The sequence below is a fragment of the Micromonospora lutea genome, assembly GCF_016863535.1.
In the GTDB taxonomy this organism is placed as follows: Bacteria; Actinomycetota; Actinomycetes; order Mycobacteriales; family Micromonosporaceae; genus Micromonospora; species Micromonospora lutea.
Window position 1 is genome coordinate 33409 of record NZ_BOPB01000001.1, and the last position, 24085, is coordinate 57493.

Annotated in this window: 26 protein-coding genes; 13 read left to right on the forward strand and 13 right to left on the reverse strand. The window is 71.7% G+C overall.

Annotation, left to right across the window (positions count from 1 at the left end; translation table 11 throughout):
- Positions 1–10: 10 nt before the first annotated feature.
- Entirely contained in the window at positions 11–598 is a 588-nt protein-coding gene (locus Vlu01_RS00135; RefSeq protein ID WP_203990603.1) for a ClpP family protease, read from the reverse strand.
- Positions 599–734: 136 nt separating this feature from the next.
- Complete coding sequence (locus tag Vlu01_RS27375; protein ID WP_239095601.1) at positions 735–1406, reverse strand: helix-turn-helix domain-containing protein; 672 nt, start codon at positions 1404–1406, stop codon at positions 735–737.
- Positions 1407–1567: 161 nt separating this feature from the next.
- On the opposite strand from Vlu01_RS27375, the gene Vlu01_RS00145 reads away from it, so the two are divergent.
- Positions 1568–2581 (forward strand): potassium channel family protein, encoded by a 1014-nt coding sequence (locus tag Vlu01_RS00145; protein ID WP_203990605.1) that lies wholly within the window; start codon positions 1568–1570, stop codon positions 2579–2581.
- An 85-nt stretch (positions 2582–2666) separates the two neighbouring features.
- Here the strand turns inward: Vlu01_RS00145 and Vlu01_RS00150 are convergent, their stop codons facing one another.
- From Vlu01_RS00150 to Vlu01_RS00160, 3 genes are all read right to left on the reverse strand, one after another.
- The gene (locus Vlu01_RS00150) at positions 2667–3704 is read right to left on the reverse strand and encodes a 2-oxoacid:ferredoxin oxidoreductase subunit beta (RefSeq protein WP_203990607.1); all 1038 of its coding nucleotides are present in this window, start codon (positions 3702–3704) and stop codon (positions 2667–2669) included.
- Positions 3697–5544: a 2-oxoacid:acceptor oxidoreductase subunit alpha gene (locus Vlu01_RS00155; RefSeq protein WP_203990610.1), complete on the reverse strand. Its 1848-nt coding sequence runs from the start codon at positions 5542–5544 to the stop codon at positions 3697–3699. The genes Vlu01_RS00150 and Vlu01_RS00155 overlap by 8 nt, the downstream gene beginning before the upstream one ends.
- 256 nt (positions 5545–5800) lie before the next feature.
- Positions 5801–7270, reverse strand: a complete 1470-nt coding sequence (locus Vlu01_RS00160) for a hypothetical protein (RefSeq protein ID WP_203990613.1) — start codon at positions 7268–7270, stop codon at positions 5801–5803.
- 121 nt (positions 7271–7391) lie between these two features.
- Between Vlu01_RS00160 and Vlu01_RS00165 the strand changes: the two genes are divergently transcribed.
- Positions 7392–7769: an NADH-quinone oxidoreductase subunit A gene (locus Vlu01_RS00165; protein ID WP_203990616.1), complete on the forward strand. Its 378-nt coding sequence runs from the start codon at positions 7392–7394 to the stop codon at positions 7767–7769.
- A 22-nt stretch (positions 7770–7791) separates the two neighbouring features.
- Here Vlu01_RS00165 and folP read toward each other — a convergent pair whose 3' ends face one another.
- The gene (folP, locus tag Vlu01_RS00170; RefSeq protein WP_203990619.1) at positions 7792–8661 is read right to left on the reverse strand and encodes a dihydropteroate synthase; all 870 of its coding nucleotides are present in this window, start codon (positions 8659–8661) and stop codon (positions 7792–7794) included.
- 142 nt (positions 8662–8803) lie between these two features.
- On the opposite strand from folP, the gene Vlu01_RS00175 reads away from it, so the two are divergent.
- The 4 genes from Vlu01_RS00175 to Vlu01_RS00190 are packed head-to-tail and all read left to right on the forward strand — an operon-like array spanning position 8804 to position 11192.
- The gene (locus Vlu01_RS00175; protein ID WP_203990621.1) at positions 8804–9448 is read left to right on the forward strand and encodes a DivIVA domain-containing protein; all 645 of its coding nucleotides are present in this window, start codon (positions 8804–8806) and stop codon (positions 9446–9448) included.
- Positions 9445–9942 carry an SRPBCC family protein gene (locus Vlu01_RS00180; RefSeq protein ID WP_203990624.1) on the forward strand — a complete coding sequence of 166 codons (498 nt, stop codon included), beginning with the start codon at positions 9445–9447 and terminating at the stop codon, positions 9940–9942. Before Vlu01_RS00175 ends, Vlu01_RS00180 begins: the two co-directional genes overlap by 4 nt.
- 31 nt (positions 9943–9973) lie before the next feature.
- Complete coding sequence (locus Vlu01_RS00185) at positions 9974–10564, forward strand: DNA-3-methyladenine glycosylase I (protein WP_203990626.1); 591 nt, start codon at positions 9974–9976, stop codon at positions 10562–10564.
- Positions 10565–10568: 4 nt separating this feature from the next.
- The gene (locus Vlu01_RS00190) at positions 10569–11192 is read left to right on the forward strand and encodes a hypothetical protein (RefSeq protein ID WP_203990628.1); all 624 of its coding nucleotides are present in this window, start codon (positions 10569–10571) and stop codon (positions 11190–11192) included.
- A 36-nt stretch (positions 11193–11228) separates the two neighbouring features.
- On the opposite strand, the gene Vlu01_RS00195 is transcribed toward Vlu01_RS00190, so the two are convergent.
- Positions 11229–12020: an enoyl-CoA hydratase-related protein gene (locus tag Vlu01_RS00195; RefSeq protein ID WP_203990630.1), complete on the reverse strand. Its 792-nt coding sequence runs from the start codon at positions 12018–12020 to the stop codon at positions 11229–11231.
- Entirely contained in the window at positions 12017–12841 is an 825-nt protein-coding gene (locus Vlu01_RS00200; RefSeq protein WP_203990632.1) for a PaaX family transcriptional regulator, read from the reverse strand. Before Vlu01_RS00200 ends, Vlu01_RS00195 begins: the two co-directional genes overlap by 4 nt.
- A 190-nt stretch (positions 12842–13031) precedes the next feature.
- Here Vlu01_RS00200 and Vlu01_RS00205 point away from each other — a divergent pair, with 190 nt between their 5' ends.
- Entirely contained in the window at positions 13032–13199 is a 168-nt protein-coding gene (locus Vlu01_RS00205; protein WP_203990634.1) for a DUF3117 domain-containing protein, read from the forward strand.
- Positions 13200–13347: 148 nt separating this feature from the next.
- Positions 13348–14811 (forward strand): leucyl aminopeptidase family protein, encoded by a 1464-nt coding sequence (locus Vlu01_RS00210; protein ID WP_203990636.1) that lies wholly within the window; start codon positions 13348–13350, stop codon positions 14809–14811.
- A 22-nt stretch (positions 14812–14833) separates the two neighbouring features.
- Here Vlu01_RS00210 and Vlu01_RS00215 read toward each other — a convergent pair whose 3' ends face one another.
- Complete coding sequence (locus tag Vlu01_RS00215; protein ID WP_239095602.1) at positions 14834–15508, reverse strand: O-methyltransferase; 675 nt, start codon at positions 15506–15508, stop codon at positions 14834–14836.
- A gap of 193 nt (positions 15509–15701) precedes the next feature.
- On the opposite strand from Vlu01_RS00215, the gene Vlu01_RS00220 reads away from it, so the two are divergent.
- Together Vlu01_RS00220 and Vlu01_RS00225 are read left to right on the forward strand one after the other, a co-directional pair.
- A complete protein-coding gene (locus Vlu01_RS00220) occupies positions 15702–17021 on the forward strand; it encodes a S1C family serine protease (RefSeq protein WP_203990638.1) in 1320 nt (439 codons plus the stop codon).
- A 72-nt stretch (positions 17022–17093) separates the two neighbouring features.
- Positions 17094–17507, forward strand: coding sequence for a twin-arginine translocase TatA/TatE family subunit (locus Vlu01_RS00225; RefSeq protein ID WP_203990640.1), 414 nt, complete (start codon positions 17094–17096; stop codon positions 17505–17507).
- Between the two features lie 16 nt (positions 17508–17523).
- Here Vlu01_RS00225 and Vlu01_RS00230 read toward each other — a convergent pair whose 3' ends face one another.
- The 3 genes from Vlu01_RS00230 to Vlu01_RS00240 all read right to left on the reverse strand — a co-directional run bounded on the left by Vlu01_RS00230 (position 17524) and on the right by Vlu01_RS00240 (position 20670).
- Positions 17524–18672, reverse strand: coding sequence for an Mrp/NBP35 family ATP-binding protein (locus Vlu01_RS00230; protein WP_203990642.1), 1149 nt, complete (start codon positions 18670–18672; stop codon positions 17524–17526).
- Between the two features lie 65 nt (positions 18673–18737).
- On the reverse strand, positions 18738–19367 hold the full coding sequence (locus Vlu01_RS00235) for a DUF1003 domain-containing protein (protein ID WP_203990644.1): 630 nt from the start codon (positions 19365–19367) through the stop codon (positions 18738–18740).
- Complete coding sequence (locus tag Vlu01_RS00240) at positions 19360–20670, reverse strand: magnesium transporter MgtE N-terminal domain-containing protein (RefSeq protein WP_203990647.1); 1311 nt, start codon at positions 20668–20670, stop codon at positions 19360–19362. Before Vlu01_RS00240 ends, Vlu01_RS00235 begins: the two co-directional genes overlap by 8 nt.
- 189 nt (positions 20671–20859) lie before the next feature.
- On the opposite strand from Vlu01_RS00240, the gene Vlu01_RS00245 reads away from it, so the two are divergent.
- Both Vlu01_RS00245 and Vlu01_RS00250 read left to right on the forward strand, forming a co-directional pair.
- Positions 20860–21729, forward strand: coding sequence for a PhzF family phenazine biosynthesis protein (locus Vlu01_RS00245; protein WP_203990650.1), 870 nt, complete (start codon positions 20860–20862; stop codon positions 21727–21729).
- 23 nt (positions 21730–21752) lie between these two features.
- On the forward strand, positions 21753–22277 hold the full coding sequence (locus Vlu01_RS00250) for a hypothetical protein (protein ID WP_203990653.1): 525 nt from the start codon (positions 21753–21755) through the stop codon (positions 22275–22277).
- A gap of 26 nt (positions 22278–22303) precedes the next feature.
- Here the strand turns inward: Vlu01_RS00250 and Vlu01_RS00255 are convergent, their stop codons facing one another.
- Positions 22304–23014, reverse strand: a complete 711-nt coding sequence (locus Vlu01_RS00255; protein WP_203990656.1) for an HAD family hydrolase — start codon at positions 23012–23014, stop codon at positions 22304–22306.
- Positions 23015–23157: 143 nt separating this feature from the next.
- On the opposite strand from Vlu01_RS00255, the gene Vlu01_RS00260 reads away from it, so the two are divergent.
- Positions 23158–24084: a DMT family transporter gene (locus Vlu01_RS00260; protein ID WP_203990659.1), complete on the forward strand. Its 927-nt coding sequence runs from the start codon at positions 23158–23160 to the stop codon at positions 24082–24084.
- Position 24085: the final 1 nt, after the last annotated feature.

Sequence of the window (24085 nt, forward strand, 5' to 3'; positions counted from 1 at the left end):
GGCAGCGGGATCAGCGGGCGGGCAGTTGGGTGGCGGCGGTGACGACCTGGTCGATCAGGCCGTAGTCACGGGCTTCCTCGGCGGTGAACCAGCGGTCCCGGTCCCAGTCACGCTGGATCTCGCCCAGGGTCCGCCCGCTGTGCTCGGCGATCAACTCCTGCATCGTCCGCTTCACGTGCAGCATGTTCTCGGCCTGGATGGTGATGTCGGACGCGGTGCCGCCCATGCCGCCGGAGGGCTGGTGCATCAGGATGCGGGTGTGTGGCAGGGCGTACCGCTTGCCAGCCGTGCCGGCGCAGAGGAGGAACTGACCCATCGAGCCGGCGAGCCCCATGGCCAGGGTCGCCACGTCGTTGCGTACGAAGCGCATCGTGTCGTAGACCGCCATGCCCGCGCTCACCGAGCCGCCGGGTGAGTTGATGTAGAGGGTGATCTCCCGCTCCGGGTCCTCGGCGGCGAGCAGCAGAATCTGGGCGCAGATCCGGTTGGCGATCTCGTCGTCCACCTCGCTGCCGAGGAAGACGATCCGTTCCCGCAGCAGCCGCTCGAACACCTGGTCGCCAAAGGTCCGCTGGCCGTCGTCGAGCATCGTGATCATGGTTGACCTCCACCTGCCGGCGGCGACGTCGAGCGCTCGGAAACCGGCTCCTTGAGCCTGCGGGACGTGAGCGGTCTGTGGCTATCCGTTCTGCCCCGGGCAGATCCGCCCACGGCAGAACGGCGGCGACACCGCACTAGTCCGGGCGACTGCCGACGGCGGCGTGCATGGTGGAGGTCCGCCGGGTTGGTCTTCTCCGTGCGCTGGTCCGGAGCGGCGCGGCGGCGGGCGATCGGCCGGGCATCGTGCGGCGCAGGATCGGCCGCCGAGCGACGACGTGGACCGGACCGGTCGGATCGGCGAAGGCGATGATTCTGATTCCGCCGGTCACGGTGCTCTGCGTCCCGATGGTGTCGAGCCGCCCGACCGGGCGGGCCCAGCCGCCGTGGAATGCACCGTCGACCACGCCGTTGCCGCCGAGCACTGCGGTCAGGTCGGAGCCGAAGCCGAGGGTGTTGAGGCGGGCGACGGGCTGGGTGGATCCGTCCGTGCCGCGGCCGACGACGGCGGTCGTGGGGTCGCCGGGTCGGGTGGTGGGAACCCGGCCGGCCGGGCCGGTGGCGGGCAGCCGACGTTCGACCCGTCGAAGCTCGTCGCGGACCTCCTCCAGCAGATCCGAGAGGTGCAGGCCGAGCGCCCGGCAGATCGCCGCGAGCACCTCGGAGGAGGCCTCCTTGCGGCCACGCTCCACCTCGGACAGGTACGGCACGGAGACCCCGGCGGCCAGGGCGACCTCCCGCAGCGTGCGGCCCTGGTGCTGGCGCTTGCGGCGCAGCACCGCGCCGATCACCCGTCTCAGCAACGACATACGGGCCTCACTTTCACCGCTTCTGCGCTGACCGTCCCATCATGCCCGTCCGTCGCCTCGTTCGCCGTACCGTATCCATGGAACGCGACCCCGCCGTGCGGTTCCCGGATCAGCGGCTATGTTGTGGACGTGCAGGCGACCGAGGTGGGGCGGGTCCCCCGGTGATCCACTTTCCCGCGCAGCGGCGAGGCCCGCTCAGCGCGCTGAGCATCCGGTTGGCCGCCGCCGTCGGGCTGGTGCTCGCCGTGGTGGCGGTGGTCTACCTCGAACGGGAGCAGTACCGCGACAACAACGGTGACGGTCTGACGCTGCTGGACTGTTTCTACTACGCGGTGGTTTCCCTCTCGACCACCGGCTACGGCGACATCGTGCCGGTGACCCAGGAAGCCCGGCTGGTCAACGTCCTGTTCATCACCCCGGCCCGGGTGCTGTTCCTGATCATCCTGGTCGGCACCACCCTTGAGGTCCTGACCGAGCAGTACCGGACCGGCCGTCGCCTGCACCGGTGGGAGAGAAAAGTGAAGGACCACGTCATCATCTGCGGCTACGGCACCAAGGGGCGTAGCGCGATCTCGGCGTTGCTGGAGAACGGGCTGGACAAGTCCCGGATCGTGGTGGTGGAGCGGGCCGGCCCGGCGCTGCGTCAGGCCACGTCGAACGGGTTGGTCGCCATCGAGGGTTCGGCGACCCGATCCTCGGTGCTCAATCAGGCCCACGTACGGACCGCCAAGGCGGTGATCATCGCGACCGACAGCGACGACGCGTCGGTGCTGGTGGCGTTGACCGTACGCCAGCTCACCGCCGGCCAGGTCAGGATCATCGCCGCGGCGCGGGAGGCGGAGAACGCGCCGCTGCTCAAGCAGAGCGGCGCGCACCACGTGATCGTCTCCTCGGCGACCGCGGGCCGGCTGCTGGGCCTGTCGACGTCGGCGCCACCGCTGATCGACGTGGTGGAGGACCTGCTCACCCCGGGTCAGGGCATGGCGCTGGCGATGCGCTCCGCGGAACGCAGCGAGGTCGGCAGGTCACCCCGCGAGTTGGACACGTTGGTGATCGCGTTGGTCCGGCGGGGCAAGGTGGTCACCCTGGCGGACCGGGCCGGTGCGGTGATCGAGACCGGGGACATGCTGGTGCACGTCCGCGACGACCGGCCCACCGCGAACACGCTGCCCTGAGGGCTGCCGGCAACCGCCGAGTCCGAAAGATCGGCGGGGCCGCCCCCGAGGGGACGGCCCCGCCGTCGCGACGTCACGGCACGGGTCAGCCAGCGATGGTCCAGGTGTCGCCGCTGCCCAACAGCCCGGCCAACTGCTGCTCCGGGGTCTCGCTGACGGCGGCCTTGGCCTCGGCCAACTGCCCCTGCACCACGCTGTCGTACGACGGCCGGTGCACTGAGCGGAACACGCCGATCGGGGTGTTCCGCAGGTCGAAGCCGGGCAGCCGGGACAACGCGAACGCGTACGCCGGGTCGGCGACCGTGGCGTCGTGCACGACGATCTCATCCGCCGGGGTCGACGCGGTCTCGCGTACCTCCAGGCCGAAGCCGGCGGGTGGGTGAACGACGCAGAACTGCCCGTCCTTGCCGAACGTGATCGGCTGGCCGTGTTCCAGCCGGATCAGGTGGTCGTCGCGGATGCCCGGCTCCTTGAGCTGCTCGAACGCCCCGTCGTTGAAGATGTTGCAGTTCTGGTAGATCTCCACGAAGGCGGAGCCGGAGTGCTCGGCGGCGGCGCGCAGCACCGACTGCAGGTGCTTGCGGTCGGAGTCGATGGTCCGGCCGACGAAGGTCGCCTCCGCGCCGAGCGCCAACGAGAGCGGGTTGAACGGCGCGTCGGCCGAACCGACCGGCGTCGACTTGGTGATCTTGCCGACCTCTGAGGTGGGCGAGTACTGCCCCTTGGTCAGCCCGTAGATCCGGTTGTTGAACAGCAGGATCTTGAGGTTGACGTTGCGGCGCAGAGCGTGGATCAGGTGGTTGCCGCCGATGGAGAGGGCGTCGCCGTCACCGGTGACCACCCAGACCGACAGGTCCGGCCGGGAGACCGACAGGCCGGTGGCGATCGCTGGGGCCCGCCCGTGGATCGAGTGCATCCCGTAGGTGTTCATGTAGTACGGGAAGCGTGACGAGCAGCCGATCCCGGAGACGAAGACGATGTTCTCCCGGGGAATGTTCAGCTCCGGCATGAACTGTTGGACGGCGGCGAGGATCGCGTAGTCGCCGCAGCCGGGGCACCAGCGCACCTCCTGGTCGGACTTGAAGTCCTTGGCGGTGAGCTTGAGGGCGACGGGCTCAGACATTCTTCAGGACCTCTTCCAGCATCGTCTCCAGCTCGGTGGCGGTGAACGGCAGGCCGCGGACCTGGTTGTAGCCGATGGCGTCGACCAGATAACGGGCCCGGATCACGTGCGCGAGCTGGCCGAGGTTCATCTCGGGGATGATCACCCGGTCGTAGGAGCGCAGCACCGCACCGAGGTTGGCCGGCATCGGGGCCAGGTGCCGCAGGTGTGCCTGCGCGACCGGTAGGCCGCGCTGGCGTAGGGCGCGGCAGGCGGCACCGATCGGGCCGTACGTCGAGCCCCAGCCGAGCACCAGCACCCGGGCGTCGCCGTCCGGATCCTCCACCTCGACATCCGGCACCGGGATGGTCTCGATCCGGGCCGCCCGGGTACGGACCATGTAGTCGTGGTTCGCCGGGTCGTACGAGATGTCACCGGTCTTGTCGGCCTTCTCCAGACCGCCGATGCGGTGTTCGAGACCGGGGGTGCCCGGCACCGCCCACGGCCGGGCCAGGGTCTGCGGATCGCGCAGGTACGGCAGGAAGGTGCTGCCGTCCTCGCTGTTGGGTGCGGTGGCGAACTCGACCCGCAGGTCCGGCAGAGACGCCACGTCCGGCAGCAGCCACGGCTCGGAGCCGTTGGCGACGTAGTTGTCGGACAGCAGGATGACCGGGGTGCGGTAGGTGAGCGCGATCCGGGCCGCCTCCAGTGCCGCGTGGAAGCAGTCGGACGGGGACTTCGGCGCGATCACCGCCACCGGCGCTTCGCCGTGCCGGCCGAACAGCGCGATGTTCAGGTCGGCCTGCTCGGTCTTGGTCGGCATGCCGGTGGACGGCCCGGCCCGCTGCACGTCCACGATCACCAGCGGCAGTTCCAGCGCCACCGCGAGGGAGATGGTCTCGCTCTTGAGGGCCACACCCGGGCCACTGGTGGTGGTCACGCCGAGCGCGCCGCCGTACGAGGCGCCCAGTGCCGCACCGACCGCGGCGATCTCGTCCTCGGCCTGCATGGTGGTGACACCGAGCCGCTTGTGCTTGCTCAACTCGTGCAGGATGTCCGACGCTGGCGTGATCGGGTAGGCGCCGAGGAAGACCGGGAGACCGGAGCGGACACCCGCGGCGACGATGCCGAGTGACAGCGCGGCGTTGCCGGTGATGTTGCGGTAGGTGCCCGGCGGCATCTTGGCCGGCTTCACCTCGTAGCGGACGGCGAAGTCCTCGGTGGTCTCGCCGAAGTTCCAACCGGCCTTGAACGCCGCGATGTTCGCCGCGACCAGCTCGGGCCGCTTGGCGAACTTGCGCTCCAGAAACCGCAGGGTCGACTCGTACGGCCGAGAGTACATCCAGCTCAGCAGGCCGAGGGCGAACATGTTCTTGGCCCGTTCGGCGTCTTTCTTGGACACGTCCAGCTCGGCCAGCGCGCCGATCGTCATCGAGGTCAGCGCGACGGGGTGCACCGCGTACCCGGCGAGCGTGTCGTCGTCGAGCGGGCTGCTCGCGTAGCCGACCTTCGCCAGGTTGCGCTTGGTGAACTCGTCGGTGTTGACGATGATGTCGGCGCCCCGGGGCAGGTCGACAAGATTCGCCTTGAGCGCCGCCGGGTTCATCGCGACCAGCACGTTCGGCGCGTCGCCGGGGGTGAGGATGTCGTAGTCGGCGAAGTGCACCTGGAAGCTCGACACGCCCGGCAGGGTGCCGGCGGGCGCCCGGATCTCGGCGGGGAAGTTGGGCAGGGTGGAGATGTCGTTGCCCAGCTGCGCGGTCTCGGAGGTGAATCGGTCTCCGGTCAGCTGCATGCCGTCACCGGAGTCGCCGGCGAACCGGATGACCACCCGTTCCAACTGGCGGATCTGCTTGCTCACGGCCGCACCTCGCTTCGTTGCGCGCCGTGGCGCGGCCGGCTGAATTGGATGGTGACCTCGCCTTGCCCGGCCACGAGACCTCCTTGACGCGCCGCTGCACCGGCCGTCCGTGAACGTCCGGCCCGCCTGTCTTCCCTCACCGTGAGCCTACGTCGGATTGGGGGCCCGCCCGGCCCGGAGGTCCGCCGACTGGGATCGAAACGTGGGGGATTATGTGGTCACTTGCGGCGTTTCGTCGGGGCCGCCGTAATCCAAATCACCGTACGTCCCAGCCCGGCCGGTCATGGTTCCGGGCCGGCCGCCGGGCGCGGAACCAGATCCCGCCATCCGGTTCCGGCGAACCGCCGAGCCGGTCCTCCGCCCCGATCCGGTTCGTCGCCTCGGCCGTCTCCTCGCCCCCGGTCCTCGACGAGGCGGCCCGACGCCGCAGCGACACCGTGACCAGTCCCACGATGAGCAGCAACACCAGCACCGAAAGCGTGATCGGCAGCAGCGCCGTGGATTGTCCCGACGTCGACCCCTCGGTGCCGCCGGTCGCCGCCCCGGCCGGGAGCAGGCTCGACGACGGCACCGGTGCCACGGCGGGCACCTCCGGTGCCGTCGCGGTGATCCGGAAGCTGACCTGCATCCGCCGGTCGGCGCCGTGGCGCGGGTCGAGCCGGCCGACCACCGCCCCGGAGAGCGGCGCGGCACGCAGCGCCTGCGGGGTCGCTGTCACCGGCAAGCGCACTTCCTCGGTACGCCCCGACCGGACCGTCCCAAGGTCGCAGCGGGCCCGCGTCGCCGCCACGGCTATGCAGCCGGCCGGTGGTGCCGCCACCGTCACTCCTTCCGGCAGCAGCACGTCGATCCGGCCGGTTGCGTCGGCCCGACCGGTGTTGCCGAGCCGGACGAGGAGGCTCTCGCTGGCGCCGTCGGCGTCGAAGGTGACCTCACCGGCAGACATGGTGATCCCGGGGGCCGGCGGGCCGGGTGGGAAGAGCACGGCGAAGCCCTCGTCGTCGCGTGCGGTACCGGCCGCGCCGGTGGCCGTCACCCGTACCGAGCCGGCCAGCGGCATCCGGCGCCAGGCGTCGCCGTCGACCCGGATCCGCAGTCGGGTGCTGAACCGCGCTCCGGGTGCCGTGGTCCACTCTCCGCAGCGGTACTCCCGGCTCCCGGCGGTGACGCAGCCGTCCGTGCCGGCGTCGGTGAGCCCGGCCGGCAGGGTGTAGGCGAGGCGGACACCGGCGCTCGCGGTGCCGGTGTTGGTGACGGTCACGCTCAGCGTGGTCACCGTGCTGGCGGTGTTCCAGTAGCCGGCCGGCAGGGTGATGTCGCCGGTGGTGACCGTCACTCCGGCCGAGACGGGCGGTGCGATGGTGGGAGCGGTGGGCCGGGGCGGTGGCGAGTACGTGGGCCGGGGCGGTGCGCCGGTCGCGGCCGGCGGACCGCTGCTCGGCACCGGTGCGTCGGTGGTGACAGCCGGTGTGGGCGTCGTCGACGGTGACGTGGGGGCGGTCGTCTCGACCGGCGGCTCCATCGTGGGCGGGGGAGAGGTGGGCTCGGGCTCATCGGTCGGCTCGGCTGACGGACTGTGGGACCCCGGCTCGGCGGCCCGGTTCGCCGCTGGCGCGGCCGTCACCACCCCGGGTGTCACGGCGGCTCCGGCGGCCACCAGCAGACCGAGGACGCAGGCGAACGCGAAGGTACGACGCCAGGCGCGTCGTCCGGGCAGGTGGCCCATTGGTCCTCCGGTGCTGGTGGTGTCCCCACGGCGAGTCAGAAGTTGTCCTGGGACACTAGTCCCAGATGAAAGAAGTTCGCGACGCGGCGTGGTCCGTCGCGGGGCGGTAGGCTGACCGACCGTGACCGGTTACCTGGGCTCGTACGCGACGCTCGGGCTGCTGCTGCTCGCTGGCGTGCTCTTCCTCGTCGTCGCGTTCACCGCCAACCGGGTGCTGCGGCCCGCCCGCCCGGCCGATCCGCCCGGCAAGCGCGCAAGCTACGAATGCGGCCTCGACCCGGTGGGCGGCGACTGGGCGCAGATGCAGATCCGCTACTTCGTCTACGCCTATCTCTACGTGCTGTTCGCGGTCGAGGCGGTGTTCCTCTTCCCCTGGGCGGTGGTCTTCGACCGGCCCGGGTTCGGGCTGGTCACCGTGGTGGAGATGGCGATCTTCGTGGGTGTCCTCGCGCTCGGCCTCTTCTACGCCTGGCGGCGCAACATCCTCCGCTGGACCTGACCCCGGCGGGGCCGACCACCGCTCAGGCCAGGCCGCGGCGGCTGACCGCCGGTGAGCGGTCGCCCCGGACGGCCGCGACCATGTCCAGCAGCCGGCGGGTCGGACGGACCTGGTGGGCCCGGAAGACCCGGGCACCCAACCACGCGGAGACCGCTGTCGCGGCGAGCGTTCCCTCCAGCCGTTCGGTGACCGGCAGATCCAGCGTCTCGCCGACGAAGTCCTTGTTCGACAGGGCGACCAGCACCGGCCAACCGGTCGCGACCAACTCGCCCAACCGCCTGGTGATCTCCAACGAATGGCGGGTGTTCTTGCCGAAGTCGTGTGCCGGGTCGATGAGGATCCCGTCGGGGCGTACGCCCAGGGCCACCGCGCGCTCGGCGAGCCCGGTCACCGTCGTGACCACGTCCGCCACCACGTCGTCGAAGGCCGCACGGTGCGGCCTGGTGCGCGGGCTGAGCCCTCCCGCGTGCGAGCAGACCAGCCCGACCCCGGCCCGCGCCGCCACCTGGGCCAGTGCCGGATCCGCTCCCGACCAGGTGTCGTTGAGCAGGTCCGCGCCGGCCGCCACCGCCTCCACGGCGACCTCGGCGCGCCAGGTGTCGATCGAGATGACGACCTCCGGGAAGGCGGCCCGTACGGCGGCGATGGTGCCCACCGTGCGACGGATCTCCTCGGCCACGTCGACCTCGGTGCCCGGTCCGGCCTTCACCCCGCCGATGTCGACGATGTCCGCGCCCTCGTCCACCGCCCGTTCCACCGCCCGCAGCGCGCTGTCGGCCTGGAAGGTCGCGCCCCGGTCGAAGAACGAGTCCGGGGTGCGGTTGACGATCGCCATCACCACCAGCTCGTCGGGGCCGAACCGTCGAGCCCCGAGCCGCAGCACCCCGGTCACGCCACCTCCCACATCGCCGTACGCCGCCGGGTGATCACGCCGGCGTCACGGTGACGCTATCCGGTCGCTGCTGCGGTGCCTTGTCCGGTACGCCGCGCCGGGTGGGGTCGCCCCGTTCCCTTCGGCGTGCCACGATCAGTGCATGGATCAGCTTCTGCTCCTGCTGGTCGTGGCGGTCACCGTCGCGGCGGTCGTGTTCGGCGTGACGGCGCTGGTGAACGGTCGGGATCCCGGCCTGACCCCGGTCGAGGCGGACGGGCGGGCGGTGCCGCTGCCCGGTGACCGTCCGCTGCGCGAGTCGGACGTGGGTGAGGTGCGCTTCGACACCGCCCTGCGTGGGTATCGGATGACCCAGGTGGATCAGGCGATGCGCCGGGCGGCCTACGACATCGGCTACAAGGCCGAGCTGATCGGCGTTCTGGAGGCGGAGGTGGCGGCGTTGCGGGACGGACGAACCGCCGACGCGGACGCGCTCCGCCGGGCCCGCGAGCAGGCGGCCAACCGACCCGAGGCGGCTGCTTCGCCGTCGGACGCCCCGGTGGTCGACGGATCGGTGATCGATCTTTCGGTGACTCCGGTGACGGTCGAGGCCGACGACGCACCCGCCCCGGCGACGGAGGCCACCGCGGCCACCGAGCCGGAGACCGCGTCCCCCGCTGCCGCCGACCCGGCCAAAGGCGGGGAGCCGGTCGCTGCCGCCGACCCGGCCATCGGCGAGGAGCCGGTCGACGGTAAGGCGCCGGCATCCGAGGTGCGCGATTCGGTGGTCCGGTCGGAGTCGACGTGACCGAGGCGGACGGCGCTGACGATCTTCGTGAGGTGGCTCAACCCGGTGCCGGTGAGGTCACTGCCACCGTGATCGTCAACGCTCCCGCCGAGAAGGTCTTCGCCGCCCTGCTGGCCTGGGAACGACAGTCCGAGTGGATTCCCTTCACCACCGTCCGGGTGGTGGAGGGCGACGGCGGTGAGGGGAGCCTGGTCGAGGCGGTCACCTCGCTCGGCCCGGCGGTGCTCCGGGACAGGATGCGGGTGGTCCGGGTGGACGCGCCGTACGAGATCGGCGTGGTGCACTGCGGCACCCTGCTGCGTGGCCCCGGGGCGCTGCGTTGCACCCCACTGGAGAGCGGGCGCACCCAGGTGGTCTGGCACGAGTGGTTCCACCTGCCGGGTGGTCCGGCCGGGCGGGTGGCCTGGCCGGTGCTCTGGCCCGGTTCCAAGTTCAGCCTCACCCAGGCGCTGCGCCGCTTCGCCCGCCAGGTCGAGCAGGGACGCCTGCCCTGACGTTCCTGAACGCCGCACTAACCTTGACGCCGTGACGGAACTGGTGATCGGTGCCGACGGGTTGGCCCGGTGCGGGTGGGGAGCCAGCACCCCCGACTACGCGGACTACCACGACACCGAGTGGGGGCGTCCGTTGCGCGGTGACGACGCCCTCTACGAGCGGATGACGCTGGAGGCGTTCCAGTCCGGCTTGTCCTGGCTGACCATCCTGCGCAAACGGCCGGCCTTCCGGGCGGCCTTCGACGGTTTCCGGATCGACACGGTGGCCGGCTACGGCGAGGCCGACGTGGCCAGGCTGCTCGCCGACGCCGGCATCGTCCGAAACCGGGCCAAGATCGAAGCTGCGATCGCGAACGCCCGCGCCGCGCAGGAGCTTCCCGAGGGCCTGTCGGAGCTGCTGTGGTCCTTCGCCCCGCCGCCCGGCCGGGCCCGACCGGGCTCCGCTGCCGACGTGCCCGCGCTGACCGACGCCTCCACCGCCATGGCCAAGACGCTCAAGAAACGTGGCTTCCGGTTCGTCGGCCCGACCACGGCGTACGCGCTGATGCAGGCGACCGGGATGGTGGACGACCACGTAGCGGGCTGCCATGTCGTGACATCCCGGACCGGCGTGATGGGATGAGGGCATGACGACCGACACCGCACACCGGGTGAACGGGACGAGCCAGGCGGACGGCACGGGCACCTGGGCCGTGCTTCTGCCCGCCGGACGGTACGACGCCGAACGGCTCGTCCACCACGACACACTCGAATTGACGGGGCTGGACGAGACCACCCGGCCACGCCTCGGTGACCAGGTCGCGGTGCTGACCGACGAGCCGCCGCGGCTGGTCGCGGTGGGCCGGGTCGCCGGCCCGGCCGCCCGACGTCCGGAGGACCCGGACGACCCGCAGTCCGACCACGCGCCGAACGCGCTGGTCGTCGCGTACACCCGGCGAGCCTTCGACGAGCCGGTACCGGCCGACGCGCTCACCCTCAGCGGACCGGTCACCGCGCTCGCTCCGGCCACGTTCCGCGAACTGGTCGACCGGCTCGGCCCGGCGCCGCAGCGCCGCACCTGGCTGGTCAGCCTGGACCTGCCCATCGAGGCCGACTCGCCGGCTGAGGCGGTCCGGCTGTTCTGGGCGTACGTGCAGGAACTCGGTCCTCGGGAGCTGCCCGCCTTCGTCTCACCCTCCGGCGACGAGCTGGCCATGCAGGCGTTCGTGCTCGGCGCGGAGGCGAACCAGGACCCGGAAGAGGACGACTGACCGGCCCTGCTCAGCCGCAGGCGGACCGGGGGCGGCTCACCGGCCCTCGAAGACCGGCTGCTGCTTGTTGACGAAAGCCATGGTGGCCGCGCGGTGGTCCGTCGTCGCGCCACAGATCGCCTGCGCCTGCGCCTCGGCGGCCAGCGCGTCGGCCAGGGTGCCGGCGTCGGCGACGGAGAGCTGACGCTTGATCGCCCCGTAGGCCACGGTCGGTCCGGCGGCGAGCCGGGCGGCCAGTTCCCGCGCGGCGGGCAGCACCTGCTCGTCGTCGTCCGTCATCCGGTTGAGCAGCCCCAGCCGGCAGGCTTCCTCGGCGCGTACCGGTTCGGCCAGCATCAGCAGCTCGACGGCCTTGGCGTGGCCGACGAGCCGGGGCAGCGTCCACGAGGCGCCGGTGTCGGCGGCCAACCCGACCTTGGCGAACGCCATCAGGAAGCTGGTGGACGGGCCACCGATGCGGATGTCGGCGAGGAAGGCCAGGGAGGCGCCCGCCCCGGCGGCCATGCCCCGGACCGCGGCCACCACCGGCTTCGGCAGGCTGGCCAGCCGGGCGGCGATCGGGTTGTAGTGCGCCTGGACGGTGTCCAGTGGGTTGCCGTCGCCCGCCTGGAGGGTGCTGACGTGCTCGCGTAGGTCCTGGCCGGCGCAGAACGACCCGCCGGCCCCGGCCAGCACCACCGCCCGGCAGCCACGGTCGGACTCCAACTCGGCGAGGGTGTCCCGCAGTGCCTCCTTGAGCGCCACGTCGAGCGAGTTCATCGCCTTCGGGCGGTTCAGGGTGAGGGTGACGACCCCGTCGGTGCGGTCGACGAGCAGCGGCTCGGTCACGTCTGGCGGCCCTTCTGTCGGACTATCCGGTGTCCACCGTCGAGGCACTGCTCGACGTACCGGTCGGCGGCCGGCCGGAGCCGGGCCGCGTGGCGGTCGAAGAAACTGGCCGCGGAGATGCCGGGCCAGCGTTCGGGCAGCAGCGCCGGTGGCAGCTGCGGGTCCCGGAAGAGGAACGTACGCCACGCGTGCACCAGCCGGAACCTGGCCGCGTACGCCTCCTCGTCGCCGCTGCGGGCCGTGACGCCGGTCAGCAGCGTTCGCTGCTCGGCCACGAACTGCTCGTACGCCCGACCGATCTCGGCCAGGTCCCAGGCCCGGCGGACCAGACCCATCGAGCCCGGCGTGCCCGCGGTGTGCGCGGCGCTGAACCGTTCGAAGCGTACGCCTGCCTCGCTGAGCAGCAGGTCGACGTCCTCGGCCGGGCGGGTGGCCACCCAGGTCTGCTCGTCCAACGTGCCGTAGCCGAGGTAGCGCAGATTGGCGGCGAGTCGCTGGCGGTCCCGCCGGGCGTTCGGCGCGTCCAGCACCAGCAGATCGAAGCGTCCGTCCCAGGTGACCCGGCTGGTGCGGTAGATCCGGGAAGCGGCCTCGTCCAGTCGGCGGGCCGCCTTCGGTGTGATCGAATATCCCGGACCGGACGTCAGTCTGACCGGTTCGAGCCAGCCCTGGCGGACCATCCGGGATACCGCCGTACGCACGGCGGGTGGCGCTATCCCGAGCGGTGCCAGCAGCTTGACCAGCGCGGCAACGGGTGCGCGCCCACCCCGCGGCCGGAGGTGGTCGCCGTACAGGTCGAATAGTGCCGACCGTGCCTGCATGACCGCACATTGTGACAGGCCATCTAACGATAAGCTAGATGCTGTTACATCAATGCTGCTTCGGTTTGGGTCCGGCGGTGTTCATCAGGGAAAATCGTCGGTCGACACCCACGTGCACGTTGCGGGTGGTCATGGCGAAGTGGCTGTGGGGCAACCCACCGACCCTGGTGTAGGTCTGAGGGGAGACAACATGGCGGCGATGAAGCCGCGGACGGGCGACGGTCCGCTGGAAGTCACCAAGGAGGGCCGGGGCATCGTCATGCGGGTCCCGCTGGAGGGCGGTGGCCGGCTCGTCGTCGAGATGACTCCCGACGAGGCAACTGCTCTCGGTGACGCGTTGAAGGCGGCCGTCGGCTAGGAGCGACGGTTCGTCGGCGACGCTCGCCGCCGCGGACGGTTCGTCTGGTCCCTGGCTCTGAGCCACCGGTGACACCGGTGGCTCAGAGCCGTCACACCCTCGCGCGACCGATCCACCGCGCGTCCGTCTCCTGGAGGTATGGCTCCGCGTGCTCGCCATCCGTCTGACCGCCGAGCCGGAACGGCTCGACACCCTGGTCCTGCCCGTGCGGCCCGCCGCCGACGACGCGCCGGCCGAGCCGGTGCCGACCGGAGTGACCGCACCCGACGGGGTCGCCGACGAGGCGACCGCACTGATTCCGGTGGCGCGGTTCACGGGTCGAGCCGGCGACGTGCACACGCAACTGCGCCCCGGAGGCACCCCCCAACGCCTGGTGCTGCTGGGCATCGGTGAGGCGGACGAGGCGGCCTGGCGGACGGCTGGCGCGGCGCTGACCCGCGCCGTCAAAAATGAGACTCATGTCACACTAGCCCTTCCCGAGGGCGTCTCGGCGGAGGCGGTGCGAGGTCTGGTCGAAGGGTTGCTGCTGGGGTCGTACCGGTTCCGGCTGGGCGCGGACGCCGACGCCCCCGCGCTGACCGACGTCGACCTGGCGGTCACCGACCCCGAGGCGTACGAGCAGGCTGTCTCGGTGGCGCGGACCACCGCCCGGATGACCCGACTGGCGCGCGACCTCACCAACATGCCCTCCTCCGTGAAGAACCCGCAGTGGTTCGCCGAGCAGGTCGCCGAGGCCGTGGCCGATCTGCCCGGCCTCACGTTGCGGGTCCGCGAGCCGGAGCAACTGACCGCCGAGGGCTTCGGCGGCATCCTCGCGGTGGGTGGGGGATCGGCAAGCGGTCCACGGCTGGTCGAGCTGGACTGGCATCCCTCGGAGGCCCGCACCCACGTGGTCCTGGTGGGCAAGGGCATCACCTTCGACACCGGGGGCATCTCGATCAAGCCCGTGCCGGCGATGAAGCTGATGCGCAAGGACATGGCCGGTGCCGCCGCCGTTGTGGCAGCCACCCTCGGGGCCGCGGCCCTGCGGCTGCCGGTCCGGGTGACCACGCTTGCGCCGCTCGCCGAGAACATGGTCAGCGGAGCCGCGTTCCGGCCCGGCGACATCGTCCGACACTACGGCGGGATGACCAGCGAGACGACGAACTCCGACGCCGAGGGACGGCTGGTCCTCGCCGACGCGCTGGCGTACGCCGTGCAGGAGCTCAAGCCGGACCTGCTGGTCGACCTGGCCACCCTGACCGGTGCCAACGCGGTGGCGCTCGGCACCCGCACGGGTGCCCTCTACAGCGACAACGATCAGCTCGCCGAGGATCTGCTCGCGGCGATCAGGGCGGCCGGTGAGTCAGCCTGGCGGATGCCGCTGCCCAGCGACTACGTCGAGCACCTCGGCAGCGACCTGGCCGACCTGCACAGCGCGCCGACACAGGGCGGCGGTTCGGTGCTGGCCGCTCTCTACCTGCGGGAGTTCACCGGCGAGCTGCGCGACCGTTGGCTGCACATCGACATGTCCGCGCCGTCCTGGTGCGAACGCGCCGACGCGGAGCTGACCCGGGGCGCGACCGGTTGGGGCGTACGCGGGCTGCTGCGCTGGTTGGCGACGCTGAACTGACGGTGCGCATGGCGGGGCCGGTTCAGCAGCGCACCGCGGCCAGCAGCCCGTGGCCGACCGGCAGCAGTGCCGGGATCCAGTGCTCCGACTCGCGGATGGCCTTCACCGTCTCGCGTACCGTCACCGTCTCCGGGTCGCGGGCGGCCGGGTCGCCGATCCGGCCGCCGGCCAGCGCACCGTTGAGCACCAGCACTCCGCCCGGGCGCAGCAGCCGCAGCGCGGCGTCCACGTAGGCGGTGAAGCCGGTCACCTCGGCGTCGACGAAGACCAGGTCGTACGCGCCGTCGGCGAGCCGGGGCAGCACGTCGAGCGCCCGACCGGTGATGATCCGGGTGCGGCCGGACACGAAGCCGGCCTCGGCGAAGATGCGTCGGGCGATCCGCTGATGCTCCACCTCGACGTCGATGGTGGTGAGTACCCCGTCGGCCCGCATGCCGCGCAGCAGCCACACCCCGCTGACGCCGGTGCCGGTGCCGATCTCGACGACCGCGCGGGCGTTGCCGGCGGCGGCGAGCAGGCGCAACGCGGCACCCGCGCCGGGTGTGACCGCGGCTAGGCCAACCTCATGGGCGAGGCTGCGGGCGGTCCGCAGGACGAGGTCCTCGGTGACGTACGACTCGGCGAACTGCAGGGCCGGGTTCGTCGAACTGCCGGAACCGGCGACCGTGGCGATGGGGCACCTCCGGGCGACGAGCATGATGCGCAGGGCGGATGGGCACTGTGACTCTAGAGCCGACCCGCTCCGAGCGCAGCGGGGCATCCACCCGCAGTGACAACCGCTGACCCCGTACCGCGCATCCGTGCAATCCTGGAAGCGGTATCCGTCGCACGCACCCGGCGCGTCGGACGCGGATGCGTGGATACCGGGGGACGGGAGTGGGAGGCACCGAGTGACCGACGGCTGGGACTGGCGCCAGCCCGGCGTGAGCGGAGCACCGGCCGGGCAGCCGGCGGCCGGACCTCCGCCAGCCGGTGTGCCGGCGACACCACAGGGCGGCGGTCATCCGACGTCGCCGTGGTGGTCCGACGCGCTCGCCGATCCGTGGCGGGATCCGTACGCACCGGCGGCGGTGGTGCTGCCCGCGGCTCCGGTGGCCGGCAGCGAGCCGGAGCCGGTCACCGATCCCGATGCGCCCGGCCGACCGAGGCTTAAGCAACTCCTGCTCATTCCGCTGGTGACCGCCCTGCTCGCCGGCACGCTCGGCGGTGCACTCGGCTACGCGTTCGCGCTCCGTGGCGGTGCCGGTGCGGCGGTGCTCGGGGCGGTCCCCGGTGCGGCGCCCACACTCGCCCAACGTCCGCCGGAGTCGCTGGCTGGCGTCGCCGAACGCGTGCTGCCGAGCGTGGTCACCGTCCGGGTCGCCGGCCTGGGCGGCACCAGCGAGGGCTCGGGTTTCATCGCCAGTGCCGACGGGCATGTGATCACGAACGATCACGTGGTGGCCGGCGGCACCGGAAAGGCGTCGGTCATCTTCAACGACGGCAGCTCGGCCTCCGCGACGGTGGTGGGGCAGGACGCGGAGTCCGACATCGCCGTGATCAAGGTCTCTCGCACCGGGCTGCGTCCGGTCGAGTTCGGCGACTCCGACTCCCTGGCGGTGGGTGACCCGGTGCTGGCGATGGGCTCCCCGCTGTCGCTGGCGAACACGGTGACCGCGGGCATTGTCAGTGCCCTGGACCGGACGATGCACGCCGGCGAGCCCGGCGGGCCGACCCGCTACTACGCCGCGATCCAGACCGACGCCGCGGTGAACCACGGCAACTCCGGTGGACCGCTGGTGGACGCGGCCGGACGGGTCATCGGCGTCAACTCCACGATCAAGTCCCTGGTCGCGGATGGCCAGGAGGCCGGCAACATCGGCCTCGCCTTCGCCATTCCGATCAACCAGGCGAAACGGATCACCCAGGACATCATCGGCACCGGAAAGGCCCGCCGTACGGTCATCGGTGCCCAGGTCGGTGGGCCCGGCTCGGGCACCAACGGCAACGGGGTCCGCCTCGCGACGGTCGAGCCGTCCGGTCCGGCCGCCGGTGCGGGACTGCGCGCCGGTGACGTGATCCTGAAGCTCAACGGCCGTCCGATGACCGAGCCGACGGATCTGATCGCTCTGGTCCGCAAGTACGCGCCCGGATCGGTGGTCACCGTCGAGTACCGCCGGGGTTCGAGCCGGCAGAACGCCTCGGTCACCCTCGCGGCGGACGCGAAGTGACGTCGCACCCTCTTCTGGCGACGGCACCGACCTGCGTACGCTGGCTGCGGTAGCCGGGGGAAGGGGGCCGAGGTGTTCGAGAACCTGAACGTGTGGGAGGTCGGCGCGCTGCTGCTGCTGGCGCTGCTGATCTTCGGCGACCGGCTGCCGGTGGTGATCAGTGACGGGCTGCGCATGGTGCGCAACCTGCGCACCATGGCGCGTAGCGCCACCAGCGACCTGAGCAAGGAACTGGGCACCGACATCCAGTTGGAGGACCTGCACCCCAAGGCGTTCATCCGCAAGCACCTGCTCAGCGAGGAGGACGAGCAGGCGATCCGGAAACCGCTGCAGGGCGTCTACGACGGCCTTCGAGCCGACATCAGCGGCGTGCACGACGAACTCAAGGACGTCGCGAACGCGGCGGACCCCCGCCGGCCAGATCCGGCCCCGGCGAGCACCTCAGCACCGGCTCCCCGCGCGGTCAGCTACGACGACGTCACCTGACGCCGTCCGCCGGACGTCAGCGCCCGGACGGCTTGAGGCCCAGCGGCTTACCGAGCAGTGACTCACGGCGCAGCGCGAGCCGATCGGCCACCTGGCCCAGCGCCTTGGCCGCCGGGGAGTCCGGCGCGGCGAGCACGATCGGGTTGCCCTCGTCGCCCGACTCCCGGACCCGGGTGTCCAGCGGCACCTGACCCAGCAGCGGCACCTGCGCGCCGATGGTCTGCGTCAGCGAATCCGCCACCGTCTGACCACCACCGGCCCCGAAGATCTCCATCCGGGAGCCGTCGGGCAGCTCCAGCCACGACATGTTCTCGATCACGCCAACCACCCGCTGGTGGGTCTGCAGGGCGATCGCGCCGGCCCGCTCGGCCACCTCGGCGGCGGCGGCCTGAGGGGTGGTGACCACCAGGATCTCGGCGTTCGGCAGCAGCTGGGCCAGGGAGATCGCCACGTCGCCGGTGCCCGGGGGCAGGTCGAGCAGGAGGACGTCGAGGTCGCCCCAGTAGACGTCGGCGAGGAACTGCTGCAACGCGCGGTGCAGCATCGGACCGCGCCACACCACGGCGGCGTTGCCGGCGGTGAACATCCCGATCGAGATGACCTTCACTCCGTGCGCCTGTGGCGGCATGATCATGTCTTCGACCCGGGTCGGCAGGCCGTCCGCACCGAGCATCCGAGGCACGGAGTGTCCGTAGATGTCCGCGTCCACCACGCCGACGGACAGGCCCCGGGCGGCCAGTGCGGCAGCCAGGTTGACCGTCACGCTGGACTTGCCGACGCCGCCCTTGCCGCTGGCCACCGCGTACACCCGGGTGCGGGAGCCGGGCTGGGCGAACGGGATCACCGGCTCTGCCGTCGCACCGCCACCGCGCAGCTTCGCCTGGAGCTGCTGGCGCTGCTCGGTGCTCATCACACCGAACTCGATCTCGACGCCACTCACCCCGCTCACCGCGGCCACGGCCGCGGTGATGTCCGAACGCAGCTTGTCCTTCAGCGGGCACCCGGCGACGGTCAGCAGCAACTCGACCCGGACCACACCGTCCTCGCCGATCTCGGCGGAGCGCACCATGCCGAGTTCGGTGATCGGCCGGCGGATCTCCGGGTCGTTGACGGTGGCCAGGGCGGCCATGACGGCGTCGTTGACGGTGCTGACGGGAGCTGACATGCCCGCAATGCTACGTCGGCAGGGTGCCGCAACCGGTGTCGGTCGCGGCGGTGTGAGCCAGTCGATCAGCTCTCCGGGCGGCGGGCGGGCATGGTGTCGTGACGACCGTCACCCGGCGGGTCGCCGTCCAGCTCGTCGCGGGGCTCGTCCAACCCGTCACCGCCGGTCCGGACGGCCGGGTCGTCCCGGTGCCGGCGTTCCAGCCGCTGTCGCCGCTGCGCCGACTCGTCCAGCTCCTCGGCCAGCCGGGACAGCTCCGAGCGGACGAAGTCGCGGGTGGCCACCTCGCCCAACGCGATCCGCAACGCCGCGATCTCCCGGGCCAGGTACTCCGTGTCGGCCTTCTGCATGGTCGCCCGCCGTCGGTCCTCGTCGAACGCCACCCGGTCGCGGTCGGCCTGGCGGTTCTGCGCCAGCAGGATCAGTGGCGCGGCGTAGGACGCCTGGATGGAGAGCACCAGGGTGAGGAACGTGAAGGTGTACGGGTCGAAGCGCATCCCGGCCGGAGCGAGGGTGTTCCAGAGGAACCAGGCGGTGATCACCAACGTCATGTAGACGATGAAGTTCGCCGTACCCATCCCACGCGCGATGCCCTCGGCCCAGCGGCCGAACGTTTCCTGATCCACCCGGGGCAGCTTCAGCCCTCGGGGCTCCCGCGGCAGGTCCAGCCGCTCCGCGCGTCGTTGCTCAGTCATGGTCACCGTCCATCGCCGAGTCCGGAACGGCCGATGTCGTCGCCCCGTTCTGCTGGCCACTCGTCATCGCGTTCCGGTCCCGCCAGTCCCGTGGCAGCAGGTGATCCAGCACGTCGTCGACGGTGACCGCGCCCACCAGCCGGTTGTTCCGGTCGATCACCGGCATGGCCACCAGATCGTAGGTGGCCATGCGCCGGGTGATCTCCGGCAGCCGGGTGGTCGGGCGCAGCGGATCGATGTCGTTCACCACCACCCCGCCCAGCAGATCGGCCGGAGGCTCGCGGAGCAGCCGCTGGAAGTGCACCATGCCCAGGTAGCGGCCGGTGGGCGTGGCCATCGGTGCCCGGGCCACGAACACCTGCGCGGCCACCGCCGGGGAGAGCTGGGGCTCCCGGATCCGGGCCAGCGCCTCCGCCACGGTCGCGTCCGGGGGCAGGATGACCGGTTCGGAGGTCATCACGCTGCCCGCGGTGCCCGGGGTGTACTTCAGCAGTTGCCGCACCGAATCGGCCTCGTCCGGCTCCATCAGGTCGAGCAGCACGTCCTGTTCCGGCGGCGGCAGCTCGCCGAGCAGGTCGGCGGCGTCGTCCGGCTCCATCTCCTCCAGGACGTCGGCGGCCCGCTCGCGGCCCAGCGCAGCGAGGATCTCCACCTGGTCGTGCTCGGGCAGCTCGCTGAGCACGTCGGCCAGCCGCTCGTCGTCGAGGGCCGCCGCGACCTCGTTGCGCCGGGCGTCGGGCAGGTCCTGGAGCGCGTTGGCCAGGTCGGCGGGGCGCATCTCCTCGAGGACGGCCAGCAGGTTGGCGGTGCCCCGGGTCTCCGCCACGCCACTGAGCCCGCGTACCTGGTTCCACTCGACCTGGTGCAGATGGCCCCGGCGCGCCAACCGGCTGGTCTGTTCACGAACCGCCACCCGGGTCAACGACCACTCGCCACCTCGACTGCACTCCATCGCCACGTCGACCACCGACGCGGCCCGGCCCTCCGGGGCGACCTGCACCCGACGGTCCAGCAGTTCTTGGAGGACGAGCAACTCGTTCGGGCGCTTCTCGAACCGGCGCAGGTTCAACGTTCCGCTGCCCAGCACGATGGCGTCGGCGTCGATCGAGGTGACCCGGTTGATGGAGAGAAAGATCCGTCGGCGCATCGGCATCTCGGCCACCAGCCCCACGACCTCGGGCGGCCGTTGGCTCGCGCGCAGCCGGGCCACCGCGTCGCGTACCCGGCCGACCTGGTCGCCGTTCGGGTCGAAGACGGCGACTCCGGCGAGGCGGGCGATGTAGACCCGGGTCGGCGTGCTCACGGGCACCAGCCTAGGGGGTAGGTCGACGCGCCGGCCCGAGTCGTGGCGAGGCCCCGGGGACGGCTGGGTGAAGCGGGGACCGTCGTCACCTCGTCCGCGTCGACCGGCAACCCGACCCGCCATGGTCCAGGTGCGGCACTGTCGGGCAGTGACCCCGGCACCCGCCCTGAGGGCCTAGTGTCTATCAACATGTCGACCTTGGCTTACGAGATCGTGGACGTCTTCACCGACCGTCCGTACGCCGGGAACCCGCTCGCGGTGGTCTTCGGCGCCGAAGGGCTGGCGACCGACCAGATGCAGGCGCTGGCGAGCGAGTTCAACCTCTCGGAGACGATCTTCGTGCTGCCCGCCACCCAGGCCGGCGCCACCTACCGGGCCCGGATCTTCACGCCGGTCGACGAATTGCCGTTCGCCGGTCACCCCAGCGTCGGCGCTGCGGTCACCGCCGCTCGTCGGGGCCTGTTCCCGATGGGGCAGGTCACTCAGGAGTGCGGTGCCGGGGTGCTGCCGATCGAGGTCAGCGACGGTGCCGCCACCCTCACCGGCGGCAGCCCCACCCTCGGGCCCGAACTGGAGCCGGAACCGCTGCTGGAAATGGTGGGGCTCGGCGCTGAGGACCACCTCGGCCCAGCACCCCGGGTCGCCGGCTGCGGGCTGGAGTTCCCGTTCCTGCCGGTACGCCCCGACGCCCTCGCCCGGGCCCAGGTGAACCCGGTGGCGGCCGGGCGGTACGGCATTGAGCATGTCAGCGTCTTCTCCTGGAACGCCGAAACCCAAACCGCGCACGCCCGGGTCTTCGTCCCCGGTCTCGGCGTACCCGAGGACCCGGCGACCGGCTCGGCCGCGCTCGGCCTCGGGGTGTGGCTGGTCGCCAGCGGTCTGCTGCCGAACGAGGGACGATCGTCGTACCTCGTCCGGCAGGGCGTCGAGATGGGCCGACCGTCCTCGCTGGCCTGCACCGTGACCGCCGCCGGTGGCGTGGCGGTGGGCACGAGCGTCGCAGGCCAGGTGATGCCGGTGGCACGGGGGGAGATCCTCGTCCCGCCATTCGTCGGCTGACCGACGGCGCGGACTGGCCCCGGATGCGAGAGGATGCCGCGGTGACCGACGAGCGCGAGAACCACCCTCTGGTCGACGAGGCGATGAAGAAGGCCTCGGTGGCCTGGGTAGCGGTGGCCGGCGGACCGCCGCTGGCGCTGTGGTGCGTGCCTCTGGAAGCGGCGCTGTTCGTGGTCAGCGGCCCCGGCGAGCAGTCCGCGCCCGGCCTGGCCGAGGCCGACGAGGCCCAGGTGACACTGCGCGGCGACCACGGTGGTCGGATCATCACCTGGCCGGCGCGGGTCAGCCGGGTGTCACCCGGCACGGAGCAGTGGGACACACTCGCCCCGTTGGTGGGGGCCAAACGGCTGAACGCACCCGGACCGACCACGGAACTCGTCGCCCGCTGGGCCACCGACGGTTGTGCCCTGCTACGGCTCGCTCCGGCCGGCGAGCCGGTGCACGGCGCCGAACTGCCGGCCGGTTCGCTGGCCGAGACGCCCCGACCGACGCCGGCCGTCCGCGCCACCCGCCGGCCGTTCCGGCTGCACCGCGTCCGACGCCGCTGACCGCCCTCACCTGGACCAGCGCGTGGTTACACCGGCGCGCCGACCGGGCTGGCTGCCGAGTCGACCAGGTCGACCACCTCGCAGAGGGACTCCAGCGTCCGGCCGGCCCAGTCGGCGTCGGGGTTGAACACCAGGTGGTCGACGAGGTCGGGCGAGGCCAACCGGGCGGCGCTCATGCCGGCGCGCTGCGCGCCGGTCAGCTCCTGGCTGCCGCCGTCACCCACGTAGAGGCAGTCCTGTGGCGACAGGCCCAGTCGCGCACAGGCGGCCAGGTAGAGGGCCGCGTCCGGCTTGCACCGCCCCGCCTGGACGGAGAACACCCGGACGTCGAGCAGCGGGGCGATCGCCAACTCCGGCAGGAACGTGGGCAACTCGTGGGTGCAGTCACTGATCACGCCGGTCCGTACGCCTCGTCGCCGCAGCGCCCGCAGGGTCGGCACGGCCTCGTCCCGTAACCGGGTGTCGGCGCGTACGGCCTGGTGTCGGGCGGTGGCAGCAGCTCGTATCGCCTCCGTCGAAGGGTGTACGCCAGCCTGTTCGCACACCCAGCGCAGGGTCGCCTCGACGCTGCCGAAGCGTCCGCTGGCACGTTCGTAGAAGCTGCTGTCGAGCACCTCCAGGAAGGTGTCCGGTGGACAACCGAGCAGCTCGGCGGTGCTGAGGTGACCCTTGCCACGCCGGACCGGACAGGTCAACGTGCCGAAGAAGTCGAACAGCACCGCTCGGAACCTGGGCATGGGAACTGCCTCCGGGCGGATGAGGGGAGCCCTGATGAGGACGCGCATGATCGTAACCGAACGCTGACGGAAAGTGGCGTCTGTGTGACGTGTGAAGATTGCACCTCGTGGTCCCCGAACCTCATCGTCCGCCGCTTGACCTGATGACGGGCGCGGCGCTGGCCGTGGCCGTCTTCGCCGTCTCGTCATCCGCGCCACTGATCGCTTTCGCCGCCGCGCCGGCCCTGGCGATCGCGTTCTGGCGCAACGTGCTGGCGGTGGCCGTGCTGAGTCCGTTCGCGCTGGTCCGCAGACGGTCCGAGTTCCGTTCCCTGACCACCGGCGTCGGCCGCCGCGAAGGCATGTTCTGCGTCCTTTCCGGGGTGGCGCTGGCGGCGCACTTCGCCGCCTGGATGCCGAGTGCGAAGCTCACCTCCGTGGCGGCGGCAACGGCGCTGGTGGCCACCCAGCCGGTCTGGCAGGGGCTGATCGCCCGGGGCCAGGGCCGCCGGCTACCGACGGGTGTCTGGATCGGCATCGGGGTGGCGGTGGCCGGGGCGGTGCTGGCGACCGGGGCCGACTTCACGGTCTCCGGCCAGGCCTTCACCGGCGACCTGCTGGCGCTGGCCGGTGGCCTCTTCGCGGCGGTGTACACCGCGTTGGGAGAGCGCGCCCGGGTCACCGTCAGCAACGCCACCTACACCACCATCTGCTACGGCGTGTGCGGGCTGATCCTGCTGGTGGTCTGCCTGGCCGGCGGGGTGCCGCTGAGCGGCTTCGACACCGGTACCTGGCTGGCCGTGCTCGCCCTGGTCGGCGGGGCGCAGCTCCTTGGCCACTCGATGTTCAGCTACGCCCTGCGGCGGGTCTCGGCCACCACGGTCAGCGTGCTGATCCTGCTGGAGGCACCCGGCGCGGCGCTGATCGGCTGGGCGTGGCTGGGCCAGCTACCCGACCCGGTGACCCTGCCCGGCCTGTCGCTGCTGCTGGTCGGCGTCGCCGTGGTGGTGTTGTCCAGCACCCGCACGGCCCGGCGTACGACACGGGTCAGCACTGCGGTACCGGCGGACGCGGCACCGGTCCGCGACTGAC